At 44.1% G+C, this 16628-nt stretch carries 15 protein-coding genes and 1 CRISPR repeat array; of the genes, 8 read left to right on the top strand and 7 right to left on the bottom strand.

The genetic code is table 11. The features are described 5' to 3' along the window. Positions 1-76 precede the first annotated feature (76 nt). The 3 genes from LQE94_RS05895 to LQE94_RS05885 form a co-directional block, all read right to left on the bottom strand. Positions 77-646, bottom strand: coding sequence for a restriction endonuclease subunit S (locus LQE94_RS05895; protein WP_240577221.1), 570 nt, complete (start codon positions 644-646; stop codon positions 77-79). Positions 647-671: 25 nt separating this feature from the next. Next, a CRISPR array of direct repeats spans positions 672-970; the repeat unit is 32 nt; unit sequence ATTTCAACTCACATCCTCATGAAGAGGATGAC. A 210-nt stretch (positions 971-1180) separates the two neighbouring features. Then, the gene (locus LQE94_RS05890; RefSeq protein WP_276312703.1) at positions 1181-2068 is read right to left on the bottom strand and encodes a 4Fe-4S binding protein; all 888 of its coding nucleotides are present in this window, start codon (positions 2066-2068) and stop codon (positions 1181-1183) included. Between the two features lie 334 nt (positions 2069-2402). Continuing rightward, positions 2403-3176, bottom strand: a complete 774-nt coding sequence (locus LQE94_RS05885; protein WP_240577220.1) for a NifB/NifX family molybdenum-iron cluster-binding protein — start codon at positions 3174-3176, stop codon at positions 2403-2405. Between the two features lie 292 nt (positions 3177-3468). Here LQE94_RS05885 and LQE94_RS05880 point away from each other — a divergent pair, with 292 nt between their 5' ends. The 7 genes from LQE94_RS05880 (at position 3469) to LQE94_RS05850 (ending at position 12664) form a co-directional block, all read left to right on the top strand. Next, positions 3469-4269, top strand: coding sequence for an MBL fold metallo-hydrolase (locus tag LQE94_RS05880; RefSeq protein ID WP_240577219.1), 801 nt, complete (start codon positions 3469-3471; stop codon positions 4267-4269). Between the two features lie 363 nt (positions 4270-4632). Further along, on the top strand, positions 4633-5181 hold the full coding sequence (locus LQE94_RS05875) for an RNA polymerase sigma factor (protein WP_118084887.1): 549 nt from the start codon (positions 4633-4635) through the stop codon (positions 5179-5181). Next, a complete protein-coding gene (locus LQE94_RS05870) occupies positions 5168-5536 on the top strand; it encodes a DUF4179 domain-containing protein (RefSeq protein WP_240577218.1) in 369 nt (122 codons plus the stop codon). The genes LQE94_RS05875 and LQE94_RS05870 overlap by 14 nt, the downstream gene beginning before the upstream one ends. Beyond that, positions 5520-6146, top strand: coding sequence for a histidine kinase (locus LQE94_RS05865; protein WP_138376848.1), 627 nt, complete (start codon positions 5520-5522; stop codon positions 6144-6146). Before LQE94_RS05870 ends, LQE94_RS05865 begins: the two co-directional genes overlap by 17 nt. Continuing rightward, the gene (locus LQE94_RS05860) at positions 6143-6766 is read left to right on the top strand and encodes a PrsW family glutamic-type intramembrane protease (protein WP_240577217.1); all 624 of its coding nucleotides are present in this window, start codon (positions 6143-6145) and stop codon (positions 6764-6766) included. Before LQE94_RS05865 ends, LQE94_RS05860 begins: the two co-directional genes overlap by 4 nt. Positions 6767-6917: 151 nt before the next feature. Beyond that, positions 6918-7253 (top strand): hypothetical protein, encoded by a 336-nt coding sequence (locus tag LQE94_RS05855; RefSeq protein ID WP_227159918.1) that lies wholly within the window; start codon positions 6918-6920, stop codon positions 7251-7253. Next, positions 7250-12664, top strand: a complete 5415-nt coding sequence (locus tag LQE94_RS05850) for an InlB B-repeat-containing protein (protein ID WP_240577216.1) — start codon at positions 7250-7252, stop codon at positions 12662-12664. Before LQE94_RS05855 ends, LQE94_RS05850 begins: the two co-directional genes overlap by 4 nt. Positions 12665-12777: 113 nt before the next feature. Here the strand turns inward: LQE94_RS05850 and LQE94_RS16420 are convergent, their stop codons facing one another. After that, a complete protein-coding gene (locus tag LQE94_RS16420) occupies positions 12778-12855 on the bottom strand; it encodes a 4Fe-4S binding protein (protein WP_240577252.1) in 78 nt (25 codons plus the stop codon). Positions 12856-13064: 209 nt separating this feature from the next. Here LQE94_RS16420 and LQE94_RS05840 point away from each other — a divergent pair, with 209 nt between their 5' ends. Beyond that, on the top strand, positions 13065-13724 hold the full coding sequence (locus LQE94_RS05840) for a Crp/Fnr family transcriptional regulator (protein ID WP_240577215.1): 660 nt from the start codon (positions 13065-13067) through the stop codon (positions 13722-13724). Positions 13725-14019: 295 nt separating this feature from the next. Here LQE94_RS05840 and LQE94_RS05835 read toward each other — a convergent pair whose 3' ends face one another. The 3 genes from LQE94_RS05835 to LQE94_RS05825 form a co-directional block, all read right to left on the bottom strand. Further along, complete coding sequence (locus tag LQE94_RS05835; RefSeq protein WP_240577214.1) at positions 14020-15711, bottom strand: FAD-dependent oxidoreductase; 1692 nt, start codon at positions 15709-15711, stop codon at positions 14020-14022. Between the two features lie 20 nt (positions 15712-15731). Continuing rightward, the gene (trxA, locus tag LQE94_RS05830) at positions 15732-16037 is read right to left on the bottom strand and encodes a thioredoxin (protein WP_240577213.1); all 306 of its coding nucleotides are present in this window, start codon (positions 16035-16037) and stop codon (positions 15732-15734) included. A gap of 217 nt (positions 16038-16254) precedes the next feature. After that, on the bottom strand, positions 16255-16461 hold the full coding sequence (locus LQE94_RS05825; RefSeq protein ID WP_240577212.1) for a DUF6219 family protein: 207 nt from the start codon (positions 16459-16461) through the stop codon (positions 16255-16257). Positions 16462-16628 lie beyond the last annotated feature (167 nt).

The following is a 16628-nucleotide window of genomic DNA, read 5'->3' as shown; positions in this document are numbered from 1 at the left end:
TATTAGAATCACTGCGCATCCTCGCGGAGCGTTTATCTCAGTCGGAGATTTGACTCTCACTGAGACAAATTTGCTATTACTCACCACCCGAAGAGGTGGGAGTCTTCTCGACTGAGATAAACATATTTTGTAACATAAATTTCTTAATCTTTCGCAATTCATCACACTTCTGCTGGTGAAGAGTTATAAGGTGGTCGAGGTTGGTAAAGTATTGTCCTATTACCACTTGCTCATTTTCGCTAGGAACCATTATTGTCTGATTCAAAAATTCTGGAATAACCAGTTCATTCATCATAGTTCCAGCTTTTGTAGAATTGACAAGTATTCTCCTCATGACAGATTCAGAATGTATATATTGCTTCCAAAAATTAACCGGCATTTCATTCAGCGGTCTTAAAGTACTGAATCTTGGCGACATTATACCTGTTCCAATATCATTCACAACAAATCTTCCAAAATGAAATTGTTTATTTGTATGACCTTCAAAAGCAATATCCCCTACTCTAAGCACTTTGTATGTGGACAAGGAGCTTTCTGATGCACCATTGCCATCATCTTTGTAACTCATCGTTGCAACAGATATGGTTTTATCGTATCCAATCAGATTTTCGTTTCTTTCAGTATTGCGTTGATATAATTCCCCCAACTTACGCTGTTCCCAAGCATCAGTAATTTCAACTCACATCCTCATGAAGAGGATGACAATTCCTTGCTCCAGCCCATTATTGGTCAATCTGTTATTTCAACTCACATCCTCATGAAGAGGATGACTCACAGCGTCAAGCGTTTCTTTGTCTGCTACATATTTCAACTCACATCCTCACGAAGAGGATGACGCCACAATCTGACCCGCTGCCGTGATCGCCGTTTCATTTCAACTCACATCCTCACAAGGAGGATGACCCCTTCAGGATTCCGACACGCTGCTTTTTGTCATTATTTCAACTCACATCCTCACAAGGAGGATGACAGCAATTTTAAACAAAATCTTTTCATTTAAAATCAAACTTTATATACACTATAACATATTATTCGCTATTTTTTATATCTATAACTCTATATTATATCCTTTTTCTTCCCCAAAACGTTCATATTCTGGTGCGAATGATTCAGCAAATTACTGTTCACTTGCCTTTCGCACTCCACGTTTCCCTATTCCATCACTACAAATCCATTTTTCCTAATGCAACGCCTTTGTTGGACAAACTTTCGTGCATTCATAACAAAGAATGCATTCCGTTCCATTTTTCCGCTTACGGGATTCCTTATTAACTTCCACGTTCATCGGGCAGACACGTAAACATTTATCACAATGAATACATTTACTCTCGTCACAATGGACACGTAAAAATGAAAAATAACTCATAGGCTTGAGAAATACCGTAACAGGACACAGATATTTGCAGAATGCACGATTATCCTTGAGTGCAAATGCCAGTCCGATACCCAAGATATAATAAAGCACATTTCCTGCGATGAACAGCCAAAACATAATTTGTTCTAGGTTTGCAATTTTTATCAGCATCAAACCGAATACCAACGCTAATGACAGTACAAACATCACATAACGAAGAAAACCAAGTTTCTCTTTTCGCGGCTTTTGCGGCTGTTTGTAAGGTAGAAAATCCAGCACCATAGCTGTCCAGCAAGCATAACCACACCAACCGCGCCCAAAAACCAGTGGACCAAATATTTTCGCCACTGCATAATGTATGGTTGCTGCTTCAAAAACACCGAGAAACAGATAGTACCAGAATCCCTCAATCTGCATATTTTCATTGGAATTTACACCGAGATACAGTAACATATAGCTTCCCACCGCTAATTGTACGAAATGTCTGGCATACCGTTTTCCGGCGGTAAATAGCGCTGTTCCCAGCCCAAGGCAGCCTCCTATGTAGCTAAAATTTAATAAATAAAATAGATTTTTCTTAACAAGCCACAGTGTAACTGCCACTATCTCAAATAGCAGAAATAGCAAAATTGATGGCACATATTTGCGAATCTTGTTTCTTTTAATTGGTTCTTTTTGTGCGGGTTTGCTCTGAACTCTTTTATCTTTATTCATAGAGGCCTCCTTATCATTTAGCTTTTATTCTTAATTATACGTTCCGTCCCGTGATTTCAGCAAGTGAGAAAATAGAAAAGTAACACAAAAGGATGTGCTATGGCAACTCCTCCATTACCTTAACACATCCTTTTATATTATCTCAGTCGAGAAGACTCCCACCTCTTTTAGGTGGTGAGTAACAGCAAATTTATCTCAGTGGGAGTCCAATCTCCGACTGAGATAAACGCTCCGCGAGGATGCACAGTGATTCTGTAAAGAATGTGTCAGCTTACGCTGACCAGAATCACGCGCCAAGTCTCGCGGCTGCTCGACTTGAATATTTTCTATTTTCTTAATGACAGCTGTGACTTCCACATCCATGCTCACCACATGCATGACCTTCCTCGTGGTTGTGCTCATGATGAGAACATTTTACCTCTGGGTTGTAATCAAGTGTTTCATTGATAAGTGCATTTACTGCCTCATCTGCATCCCCTGAAACACCTCCAAAAAGCTTAATTCCAGCTGCCGCCAGTGCTGTCTGTGCACCGCCTCCGATTCCGCCACAGATCAAAACGTCTGCGTTCAATGCATTAAGAACTCCTGCCAATGCGCCATGTCCGCTTCCATTCGTATCTACTACTTCTGAATGTACTACTTTTCCATCCTCTACATCATAAATCTTAAATGCTTCTGTGTGTCCAAAATGTTGAAAAATCTGTCCATTCTCATATGTTACTGCTATTCTCATCATACCTTCTCCTTTTTCTAATGCATACTTTTGATAGAGCTCCTGTTTGTAGCATCCGCCAAGTCCACAGTTACTATTCTGACCATCACAAATTTTAAAATCCCCACCTTCAATTTTAAGTGGATATCCGCCAATAAGTGCATCTGCAATTTTCTTCCTGGCATTCTCATAAATTCGCTGAACTGTTGTTCTTGCAATCTGCATAAATACTGCACACTGTTCCTGACTATAACCTTCTTTGTCCAAAAGACGGATTGTTTCGTACTCATCTATCGTCAAAATAATGGACGGAGTTTTTTTATTATCATCTACCGGGAAAAATTCTAAAACATCCGGAAAATGGCAGACTTTTCTGCACTTTACTGGTCTTGGCATAAACTGCTCCTTTCTTGCTTTTCTTATATATTAACTTTATTAAGAGCATATGTCAATAACGTTTTTGACATATGTCCATTTAATTTCTTCCTTTAACAAAACACACCTTCGCCATTACTTCTGAACACTGCCGCAATACTACTGACTATAATATTTGTCTTGAGATTCTGTTTCAATTTTCCATCCCAAATTCCATTTCGTATACAAGCAATTAAGTCTTTCAAATACTATACAGTCCTGCATATATTTGCTAAAATAGAACCAAATTTCTACTGAAAGCGAGGTACACATCATGAAACTTACTATTTTAGGTACCGGCAATGCCATGGTCACAAAATGCTATAATACCTGTTTTGCTATTGAAAATGATGGTCACTATTTTCTGGTTGATGGTGGTGGTGGCAATACTATTATGAAGCAGTTAAAAAATGCAAATATCGACTGGCAGGAAATCACAGATATCTTTGTTACGCATAAGCACATAGACCATATCATGGGAATTGTCTGGATTTTGCGTCTGTTTGGTCAGAATATTGCAGAAAAAGGTCTGGAACGGGAACTGAATATTTATGGCCATGAGGAGGTCATTCATATCCTGCACTCCATGGCAGAATTGCTCCTTCAGAAGAAACACTGCGCTGCCATTGGCAAACAGATTCATATGATTAAAGTAAAAGACGGAGAAGAAAAAGACATTTTAAAACATAAAGTAACTTTTTTTGATATCCAATCTACTAAGGCAAAGCAGTTTGGCTTTTCTATGGATCTGGGCGATGGAGAAAAATTAACCTGCTGCGGTGATGAACCATTTAACCCTTGCGAAGAAACATATGCCAAAGACAGTAAATGGCTTCTTCATGAAGCATTCTGCCTCTATGGACAAGCTGACAAATACCAGCCATATAAGAAGCATCATTCCACGGTAAAGGATGCCTGTGAACTGGCTGAAACCCTACATATCCGGAACTTGATCCTGTATCACACCGAAGATGACACACTAAAGAATCGGAAAGAGCTGTATACAAAAGAAGGCTCCATGTATTACCATGGAACCCTCTATATCCCGAATGATCTAGATGAATTTGAATTATAAATAATGCTCATATAACGTGAGCAGCAAGCCGCTGAGATTATCATATGGTATATTCAGGAATGCTCTTTGTAGTCTCCCCTCAACGATGAGATGCTGTCCTGCATCAGCATTTCATCGTTGTATACTTTTCCGGTTCTGTACTTTTTCCTTACTGCATATTTACATTTCTACTATTATTAGATTTTCTTATCGTCATTCTTGAAATTATGCTGATGTTCACATATAATGTATATATTATTTTCAGACAGAACAGGATTATATCTTTGAAAAAAGTGGAACGTAATGTGAGGTTATCTGTCCATAAGAGAAACTGCCAGAAAATGGGAAATGCAGGAATGACATGGCAGAAAGGAAGTGAACAGCATGAGCACCGATGAAGAATTTTACAAGCAATATCTGTGCGGTGATGAAGCAGGGCTTGAGGCGCTGATGAAAAAATATGGCGACCCGCTGACCTTATATATAAACGGTTATCTGCATGACGTTCACGAAGCGGAAGATCTGATGATCGAAGCCTTTTCCTATCTGTTTACGAAAAAGCCCCGCATCCGGGACGGCGGATTTAAGGCCTATCTGTATAAAGCGGCACGGCACATGGCTCTACGCCACAAAAGCAGACGGCAGATTTTTTTCAGCTTTGAGGACTTGACCGGGGAGCCGGACGGCAAAACGCTGGTGGAGGAGGTCGTCCGAACAAAGGAACGGAATCAGATTTTACATTTCTGTATGGACGAGTTAAACTCGGAATATCGAGAGACCCTTTATCTGACCTATTTTGAAGGCATGAGCTATCAACAGGCCGCCGAGGTCATGGGAAAAAGCGTGAAGCAGATTACAAATATGGTGTACCGGGGAAAAGAACGTTTGCGCGGATTATTGGAACGGGAGGGGATCACAAATGTTGAGCCATGAGGAACGGATAGCGGAAGTAAAACGGCGTACCGCAGAAAAAGAGCGTCAAAAAAGACTGCGGCGGAGATGGATTGCCGCCGTTTCCGGCGTGGCGGCGTGTCTTGCGGTGATAGTTGGTGTTTCCCTTTCCATGCCCGGTATTGTGGAACGAATCGAGCCGGGGACTTTTTCCGGATTTGAAACGGCGGCAACGATGTTAGGCGGCAGCGCCGCGCTGGGATATATCGTGATTGGACTGCTCGCTTTTGTTCTTGGCGTGTGCGTGACGATTTTATGCTTCCGCGTCCGTCTGCTGAACAGGGAGGAACAGCCGGATAAGCAAAAGGAGGATGGTGCGGATGGAACTTGTCAGTAACCTTTCACAATTCATCGTTACCCTGCTGGGCTTCTGCCTGAGCGGCATCTGGTATCTGAAAAGCCGGGCACAGGCGTATTTCCTGCTGACCTGCTTTTACGGCTGCTTCGCCCTCGGCTCTCTCTACTGGACGCTGTATCTGCTTTTATTTTCTGAAACGCCGCAGGTCTTTTATGTGTCGGAGTTTGGCTGGGTGGCCAGCGTGATTTTTCTTTATCTTCTGCAATACGGGCTTTCCACCGCGGAGGAACGGGGTTTTGCATGCCGCAAAGCCCTGCTTGCCCCCCTGTTCGGCGTTCCGCTGTGCATGTTTTACTGCACCTTTGGGGATGTCCTCTCCAATCTGCTCTGGTGCGGCATGATGATCGTTATTTCCCATCATTCCATCCGGGGGCTTGCTTACGCCTATACACAGACGGGAACGGCACGGGAGTTGCGGCATTTCCACATCGGGGTGCTGTGCTATACGGCGGTGGAGTATGCCCTTTGGACTTCAGGTTGCTTCTGGTCGGGGGCTTCCATTTCCAGCCCCTACTGCTGGTTTGACTTTCTGCTGACGCTCTGCCTGCTCGCTCTGTTGCCAGCCACGGAAAAGGCGGTGGTGAAATGACCTATATTGAAAATGTTTTGATCTGTTTGGCCTCGCCTCTGCTGATTGCTGCTCTGTGTATGGGAAAGCGGCAGATAAAATTTTTCCTGTTCTGCTTTGCGGGAATGGGTGCATGTCTGCTCTCCGCTTATATCAACACCTTTCTTACCGCGCTTTACGAGGCGGATGCCTTTGCCGCCACCTCGGAGATTGCTCCCGTGGTGGAGGAGGTGATGAAGCTCCTGCCACTGCTCTTTTATCTGTTGGTATTCGAGCCGAAAGCGGAGCAGATCAAAATTGCCGCCGTGATCGTCGCCCTTTCCTTTGCTACTTTTGAAAATGTCTGCTATCTGATTCAGAATGGAGCCGAACATTTTTCCTTTATTTTCTTCCGAGGCATTGGGACGGGAGCCATGCACGTCATCTGTGGGGCCATAGTGGGCGGAGGGCTTGTCTATGTGTGGCGGCGGACATGGTTAAAAATTGCCGGAACCTGCGGCCTACTGGGGGCGGCAATTACCGTTCATGCAATCTATAACCTGCTGATCGCCTACGGCAGCGCGGCACAGTATATCGCTTATCTCTTGCCCGTTCTGATTTTGACAGTGGGAAAGCTTATCTCCCGCCGTCTCATACCGTGATACAACTGAATTTTTCTTCTTTGGGAGTTGCTTTTGTGCAGCTCCCAAATTTTTTGAAAAAATTCGATTTTGAGGTGAGAGTTTCTCCGAGTTTTTGTACCTATATAAGTGAAAGGCTTTTTAAGCTGTGCTTTTGAGGAGGTTGGAAGGTATGTACGATACAGAAAAGCGTGTTGAGCTGGTAAAAAAGCGAATGTATGAATATCGCCGCCGAAAGGAGCGGCATAGAGTCTATCACCTGTCTGCTCTGTGTTCTCTGCTGTTTTTGTCCCTTGCGGGAGCTTTAGGGACGGTGCAGATCCAGCCGATGGATGCCGCAGGAATGTACGGCGCGATCCTATTGCATGAAGGGGTGGGTGGATATGTGCTGGTGGCTATGACTGCATTCGTGCTGGCCGTAGTGATAACGGTCGTCTGTATGAGGCTGCATGAACGAGAGAAGAAACAACAAAAACAAAAAAAAGAACAAAAGGAGAACACAATATGAAAAAATTCCTATCTATGCTATTGATTCTCTGCCTGTTTTTAGGCGCACTGCCCGCACAAGCGCTGGCTTATGTTGCTGACAACATTCAACGGGCAGACACTGTAGAGCAGGTTTCGGTGGGCAACAGCTCACTCGTCCTGCAAAACGATTATATCCGCATGACGCTGAACAAGCAGGACGGCTCCCTCACAACTTCCCCTGCCGCAACGTCGAGCAGTGTCAATCAAACAGACAAGCAAAAACCATTCTGTGAGTTTGTTACATGGAAAGGCTACGGCTATAACAAACAGGAGCTTGTGTATCCCACAACGCTCCGCCTAAAAAATGTGTCTTTTGTAAATAAAACGCCAAATGGCGATGCAAAAGCCATCAAAGTAGAGTATGACCTGACGACCAAGCTGCCCGACAGCACGCTTACCGCCACGACCGCGGTCTACTATGAGCTGGTGCAGTGCAAGGAAGACGAATCGTCAGAAGATACCTGGGGCGTACTGACGACCGTCAGCAGTATCTATATCACAGGCGGATATGTCCCTCCTACGACTGATAGTGATGCTTATATGCCAAGGTGGGGTTATACCCTCGACGACTTTACCGGCATGGGGCACGCAAACGCCACAGACAGTCCTGCAATTAAGATGAGACGCACTGTCTACAATACGGATCAGCATACGGAATCGACCGAAAGCTCTGTTCTTACCAGCAAGGTGGAAAATCTGTCTACCTGGGACGCCTTCTTTCAGGGAAGCGACTATTGCGGGGTCGATATCCGCGATGTTTATGTGGACGGCTACACTTGGGCAAATCCCTTTGTAGGACTGACGCAAGCCTCTGATGTGCAGGGCATTGATATTATTCTTCCAGAAAGATTCAGCGTAACGCCGGACAGTAGTCCTGCCAACACCTATGTGGAGTGTAAGGGCGACGTCGCTTACCATTTCGACAGTAATGAACCAGGTGGGAATGTGCACTTCCTTTGGGGCTTCCGCGAATTGAAGAAAGGTGTTGAGAATGTTCCGACAGAAGCGGACAAGGTAGAAATCTCCATTGAGGCCAAGCGGCTGGCCGCCTTTGCCAACGGGGACAGTGTGACGGTGGAATATGTGGCCGACGATGCGGCACTGAACGCCCTGAAACAGCAATACGGCGATCCTATTGCCCTCATCAGCGGCGACTATGAGAGCAAAAACGGCACGGAATTTACCTTTACCGGTGGGGCGGCACTGCTCTCGCCCTCCGTGACGGCGACATGGGATACCTCCAACAAAAACAACAAGCTCGTCATCCACAAGGACGGAACGATCACTCATAGCGGTCTGAGCCTGAACGCACCGAGCTTTAAGTTCTACCAGCCGAAAAGCGGTGCAGGCAAGGACTTGAAAATCAAGCTCACACAGGACGGTTTCACATTTGACATTAATCCAACGAAAAATGAGGCTGTGATTTACGTTGATATCCCATATGCCAATGCAAAGCTGGAAAAGGCTGTTGCCGATGCGGCGGGAAATCTTGTGTTCAGCGGTGATATTAGCTTCCAAACCATCTTTGAGGGGGCAAGCTTCACTCTGGAAGAACTGGGCTACGGCCTAAATGAGAAGAACGAGTTTAAGGTCAACGGCGTTCACGCAACGGGTAGCTTTGACACGGCCAAAACGCTGTCGCTGGAGCTGGCCAGCGTCGAGGGCGAGGTCAATACCTTCAAGGGCAAAGAAAAATATGCTTTCAATCTGGAATTGAACGCTTTTGATCTCTTTGAAACCGAGGCCGAGTTGGAGCTGACACGCAGCAAACAAGACGGCAGCCTGCTCCCCAACACGCTGTACTTCTATGTCGCGTCAAGCCCCGGAATCCCCCTCATTCCTCCGGTGCCGATCGGACAGCTCAACGGCGGCGGCGCGGGATTCAGCAATCTGGCTGATACAGTGAACGGCGACTATTTCGCCATCCCACCCCTCAAGCTACGGGGCACATTGAAGGGCACCTATCTCCATCTCATCGAGGGCAAGGGGGACGTAGTCATCGGACCGAGTGAGATTTCCCTTACGGCCAGCGAGGTGGGTATCGTCGGCACGAACGCATCCATTATTGACAGCTTTGGCTATGCTCTCAAGCTCAACGGACAGGAGCGGACTTATAAGGGAACCACCTACAAGGGTATCTATTTCGTCGGCTCCGAGGCCCTTAACCTGCATCTGCCGAATACTGCATTCAATGTTATTGTCCTGAACTCCTCCGTCGAGCTGGGTGCGTTCGGCGGTGCTGATGAGAACAAAACAAACCTTTATCTTGGCGTAGGCGCAAATGGCAGCGTCAGGGGCAGAGTGCAGTTCCCGGACAATATTCGTGTCCTCGGCGGTCTTGGTGTAGATGTTGCGAATATCAATCTCGTCATAGGAGGACAGACTGTTTTCCCAATCAGGAATGCCAGCGTCAGCGAGGGCATGAAGCAGGCGTTTAGCAATATGGACGTGTATCTCGGTGCGATGACCGAGGTGGGCGGCTGGCTTGCCAGTGCCCGGGCATGGGTACTCTTGCCGAATATCGTTGAGACCAACTTCCGCATGGGCGGCGGTTGGGATATTGAGGTTAACGCGTTCGGCTATTTGCCCGAATGGGACTGGTCGGACAAGGGCGTCGATCCAATCGTGCAGGCCATGCCGTCGGAGGACAGCGGCGAGGCTGTCCCTATGCTGCTTGAGGAAGAATCAGGTGTACCTGTAGCTAGCGGTGAGAATACAGAGGAAATCACAGTGACTGCCGGTGCAGACGAAACGCCGTATATCTTGCTGGCCTTTGAGAACACGGTCACCGAACAGGAAATCAAGGATGCTTTGAAGATTCAGAAAGACAACCAAGAAATTAGTGTCAACTGGGTTGGCGAGGATGGTCTGATTGATGCCGACGCGGACATCAATGCAGACATCGACATCATACATAACACGACGGACAACAAGGACTACAGCGTGGCTCTCCTGCGGCTGAATGAAGGCGGGACCTATACGGTCAACACGGGCTCGCTTGAACTAAAAAAACACCAAGAAGCCGCTGTAACACCATTTGAGAAACTGGACTTGTCTCTGAACAATCAGCAGGTGACTGGTCAAATCAAGTACGCCGAAACGGATACAAAGTATGTACTTCGCACCTATTTTGCAAATGAAGAGGGCGGAGCAGATTATCTGATTGATGAGCAGGAGGTAACGGACGCAAGTAATATCTCAGTCGAGATTCCGCAGAGCGGTGCGCTGGCACCCACGGGCAGCTACTATGTGACCTCTTTCCTCATGACGGAAAAGAGCGTTGAAAGTACCAACGAGAACGGCGAGGTGGAAACCCTGACCGGTCTCGTCGCCATCGACAATCAGCAGTTCGACACTCAGGTGAGCTACACGAACAACAACCATCCGATTGCGCCTGACAACGTTGCATTGAACCTTGCTGGAAACGAGGTCATGACGGCATCGTGGGGTAATGTAGACAGTGCCGATGGTTACGCCGTGACAATCTATCAGAAGCAAGACGACGGCACATACAAGGACACCGGTTTCGGCTATGACCTTGATAAAAACGCCACCTCTATCAATATGGCACTTACTGTTGGCGGGCAAGCGGTTGAGGTGAACGAAGAAGGAGAAATTTCTTCCACCACGGCGGCAGAAAACCTTGAAGCAAACAAGACCTACAAGGTGGGCGTGAGGGCATACAGAACCATCGAGGGCGGCAAATACTACAGTACGGAAGTCGAATCTTCCGAGCAATATCTGCCACAATATACGCCGTTGAATTTGATGCTCTCCATGAATGATACGCCTTGCATAGCAGACGAAAACGGCGTGTACCATGCCTATGTGGACGGTACCGACGATGTGCTAACGGTAAACTGCGAAACAACCGGTGTCACCTACAAGGTCACACGGATGGATACGAATGCCGAGATTCGTGAGAATACCGCAGGATCAGGGTATATGCTTCCCGATTTTGAGGGCAGCCTGATGTTCAGGATCGACGGTATTTCAGGTGTTGCGGGCAATACGACCGCCAAGGATATGACCAGTGTGTTCTTGCTGGTTAGTGTGGATAAAACGCCGCCTGTGCTGACTCTTTCTGCTCCGATATTCTACGCTGACAAGATGACGGGCGAATATCAAATCACAGGCACGGCGGACGCGGGTAGCAAGATTTTCTACGGAAATGATGGTAAATCTGTCGATGCGGCTAACGATGGCTCCTTCACCGTACCCGGTACGCTGGAGAGCAACGGTGGTGTTCTTTCCCTTTACGCACAGGACAGTGCGGGGAACGAATCCGCTTTGCAGCTTGCACTGATTACAAAGCAGCCGCAGTATGCTGTCACAGTGAACGGAAGCTACGCACAAGATTCGGGCGATGGAGAGTATTCAGAGGGCGAAACAGTAACGATTAAGGCTGGTGAGCGCAGCGGTTATCAGTTCGGTGGTTGGACCTCCAATCGTGATGTTGCCTTTGCGGATGCAAGCAGCGCGACAACGACCTTTACCATGCCAAACGCCGACGTAACCGTTACAGCTAACTGGAAAAAATCTGTTTCTCCTACGCCAATCACTCCTGGCGATACGGTAAACTATATCGTGGAGCATTATAAGGCTAGTAACGATGGTTATACGCTGGAAGAAACGGAATATCTTGGAGGTGCTATCGGTTCGAATGTTACCGCTGAGCCAAAAACCTACACAGGCTACACTTATAATCCTGATGCAGAAGGAAGTATTACCAAAGGGACATTAAAAAAGATTAGCAGTGCATCGGATATATTGACCTTAAAACTCTACTATGACTTAACTGTTTATGCTGTGACCGTAGAAAATGATGGAAATGGCTCTGCAACTGCTGTTCCCGGATCCGCAACGATGGGAGAGACAATATCACTAACTGCTACGCCGAACAGTGGCTACCACTTCAAGTCGTGGGAAGTTGTTTCCGGCGATGTGACGATCAGCGAAGATAAGTTTACCATGCCCGCAGGAAATGTGACTGTAAAGGCTCTTTTTGAAAGAAAATCAAACAACGACGAAGGAACCACTTACTACACATTGACCTTTGATACCAACGGTGGTAGCAGTATTCATGCAATCCGCACGACTTCTGGTAAGACGATTAACCTTTCCGACTACATCCCGACCCGCAACGGCTATGACTTTACCGGCTGGTATTCCGATAAGACGCTGATGCAGAAAATCACGAAAATCAAGCTGAGCGAAAACAAAACAGTTTATGCTGGTTGGACAAAACTGACAAGTGATGGTGCATCTACCCAAAAGCCTCCGACTGGTGATAGCAACGAATTGCTCCTCTGGTCTGTTTTGCTCCTTATTTCTGGTTTCAGCATAATAAACATTGTACTGCTTGTTAAAAAGAAAAAGGGTGCAAAATAATCAACATATAAATAAGCTAATGTAGAAAGGAGGTAACGGACATAGTTTCGTTATCTCCTCGTATTGTAAATACCATTCACCTTAAAATAAGGCTTTTCTCTACTTTTTAATTCCTAGAAAACTGCTGCCAGCGGACAAGTATTTTCACATACTCCGCAGGCAACACATCTTTTTTTATCGACACTTGCCACTCTTTTTTCCAATGCTTTGTTCCCCTTTCAAATTTAGTATCTCTATTGTACCTGAAAAAGGTAAATTCTTCTGTGATATTATTACATAAGAATTTACCTTGAACGCTAATAACTGAAGTGACATATTTTTATTTATGGCATATGTCAATTATGTAATTGACGCATCTTAAAAAAGCAAGTATACTATGTTCATAAAGGAGATAACTGTTATGGGCTTCGAAAATTATTTTCCAGTATGGAATGAGTTAAATACAGCACAAAAAAAAATACTTTCAGATAATTTAATCACACAGCATGTAAAAAAAGGAACGGTTATTCATAACGGAAACCTGGATTGTACTGGATTATTACTGGTTAAATCCGGGCAGCTTCGAACTTACATACTTTCAGATGAAGGACGGGAGATTACACTCTACCGTCTGTTCGATATGGATATGTGTCTTTTATCCGCCTCATGTATCATACGATCCATTCAATTTGAAGTAACCATTGAAGCAGAAAAAGATACTGATCTTTGGATCATCCCCGCTGAAATCTATAAAGGTATCATGAAAGAATCTGCTCCCGTTGCAAACTATACCAATGAGTTAATGGCTACCCGTTTTTCTGATGTCATGTGGCTGATTGAACAAATCATGTGGAAGAGTTTGGATAAGCGTGTTGCTTCTTTTCTTTTAGAAGAGACCTCTATTGAAGGTGCAAATGAATTGAAAATCACTCACGAAACTATCGCCAATCATCTTGGTTCCCACAGGGAAGTTATCACTCGAATGCTTCGATACTTTCAAGACGAGGGGCTTGTCAGACTCTCCCGCGGCAAAATCACAATCCTTGATTCGAAAAGACTTGAAACACTACAAAAATCATAAAACTGTTTTTGTATCAAGTCGAACATCCGTGAGACTTGGCGCGTGATTCTGGTCAGCGAAGCTGACATATTCCTATCAGAATCACTGCGCATCCTCGCGGAGCGTTTATCTCAGTCGGAGATTAGACTCCCACTGAGACAAATTTGCTATTACTCACCACCTGAAGAGGTGGGAGTCTTCTCGACTGAGATAATATCTAAAAAATCCTCCATTTATTAGAATTATGAAAGTCATTCTAATAAATGGGGGATCTTTTTATGCTACAAAAAAATTATAAAAATATTTTTGTTTATTTCTAATAATCCATACCACATGCATATGCCCTTTCAATCAGCGTACGATCATTAACCACTGCATCATAGAAGCGAAATCCGCCGGAAAAGTTGTATGTTTCATATCCATTTCCTTCCAGAATACGGCTCGCAATATAACTGCGCAGCCCACTCTGGCATATCAGATATATAGGCTTTCCTTTCTCAACTTCATTGATACGTTCCCTCAATTCATCTACAGGAATATTTTTAAATCCATTAATATGGCCCCTGCTAAATTCATCTACCGTTCTCACATCCAGCAACACAGCATTTTTATCTTTAGAAATCTTATCCACATCTTCCAAATGCCATTGTTTTAAGGTCCCTTTTGCTATATTGTCTATCATGAATCCGGCCATATTTACAGGATCCTTGGCAGAGGAATAAGGAGGTGCATATGCGAGATCCAAATCTTTCAGCTGGGTTGCCTTCAGCCCTGCATGGATTGCTGTTGCCAGCACATCGATACGTTTATCAACTCCTTCGTATCCAATAATCTGAGCACCAATCAAACGATAATTCTCTTTTTCAAAAACTACTTTCATGGTCATCACTTTTCCACCAGGATAGTAACCTGCATGACTCATAGGAGAAAGAATTACTGTATCTACCTCTAATCCTGACTTTTTAGCATTGGTTTCATTTATACCTGTAGTGGCTGCTGTCATATCAAACACTTTGATAACGGAGCTTCCCTGACTACCCAAGTAATGACTATCACCACCACAAATATTATCAGCAATAATCCTTCCCTGTTTATTGGCAGGTCCTGCTAAAGAGATTAACGCATCATTGCCAGTAACATAATGTTTTACCTGAACTGCATCACCTGCAGCATAAATGTCTGGTACAGAAGTTTCCATTCTATCATTCACTACAATACTTTCCTTGATGCCAAGTTCCAGACCAGCTTCTTTTGCTAATATTGTATCTGGTGTAACGCCGATTGCCAGTACTACCATATCAGCTTGAAGGGATGGATTATCTTTCAATAGAATCTCTACTCCATTGTCTTTTTCTTTAAATCCTTCCACTGTATAGCCCAGTACCAGTTTTATCCCGTGTTTTCTCATTTCACTATGAATCATGGATGCCATATCTGGATCAAAAGGATTCATCAGCTGCTTAGGCCGCTGGACAATTGTAACATCCATGCCAAGCTCCCTCAAATTTTCTGCCAGTTCCAGACCAATAAAGCCACCACCTGCCAATACAGCCGATTTTGGATGGTTCTTATTTATATATTCCTTTATCCGAAAAGTATCTTCTACTGTACGAAGTGTAAAAAGTTTATCAATGCCTACTCCAGGGAGTCTCGGCTGTGTTGGTTTTGCACCTGGAGAAAGGATAAGTTTATCGTAATTTTCTTCAAATATTTCACCTTTTTCTAAATTCTTCACTGAAACAGTTTTACGTTCCGGATGTATGGAGATAACTTCATGATGAATTTTCATATTAATACGGAAACGTTTTAAAAAACTCTCGGGTGTCTGTAGTGTAAGTTCCTCCGGATCTGTGATCACATCTCCAATATAATATGGAAGTCCACAATTCGCATAGGATATATATCCAGATTTTTCAAATACCGTTATTTCTGCATATTCATCCAGTCTGCGTATTCTTGCTGCAGCTGTAGCTCCTCCGGCTACACCACCTACGATTATTACCTTCATCTTTTTCCCACCTTTCCTCATTAAAGCATTTCTAAAATTGCATTCTTAGGTCTTACCCCGGAAACCTGCTGAATAATCTTCCCATTTTTCATGACAACTAAAGTCGGAATACTCATAATACCGAACTTATTTGCTAGTTCAGACTGCTCATCTATATTGATTTTTCCAACTTTGATATCTGCACGTTCACTCGCAATCTCCTCTACGACAGGAGCCAACATACGGCAAGGTGCACACCAAGGAGCCCAAAAATCCAAAAGAACAGGTTTCTCGGAATTCATTATTTCATTCTGAAAATTATTTTTATTGATATTAATAGCAGACATTTTACAGCCCTCCTTGTTTTTTCTTTTATGGCTTTATTATAATCTGAAATTCATTTGTTTTCTGTGATATCATCACATTATTATCATGATTAATTTTTTTTAATTTATCCTGGATTATTTTTTGAAGTGTAAAAAGACATAAAAAAGATGCCAGAATTTCTCCTGACACCATAGTAACTGTGCCAACTTCGTGCCCAGTGGGCACAAGGTTGGTTCATTATTCATTTTCTGCATTCGCCAATCCTTTCTTGATTTTCTTTTTCCCAGAAAGCATTTTATGTCCTGAATAAATAGCCATAACCATGCAAATCAAAGAACTAACCGCAAAATACTTATGTTCTGATTTTGAACCTTTATATCCGGTATAAAAAGTGCCAAACATTGTGAGTAATGCTCCAAGTGACCAATATTTATGTGCTTTCATTCTACCACCTCTCCCTTTGTGTTAATTTTAATATGTAACTTTTGATGAAATATACTTTACAAAGCTTTTATTTATTTCGTTTTTAGTTCGTCTTTATTCTCGTATGTTCTCAATATTCTATCTTCTTCAAATCCTGATTTCTATGTTGCTTAAATTCCAAATAAAGA

Source organism: Mediterraneibacter sp. NSJ-151, from assembly GCF_022487435.1.
In the GTDB taxonomy this organism is placed as follows: Bacteria; Bacillota; Clostridia; order Lachnospirales; family Lachnospiraceae; genus Schaedlerella; species Schaedlerella hominis.
Note: the sequence above shows the minus strand (reverse complement) of the source record. Positions and strands in the feature narration are given on the sequence as shown.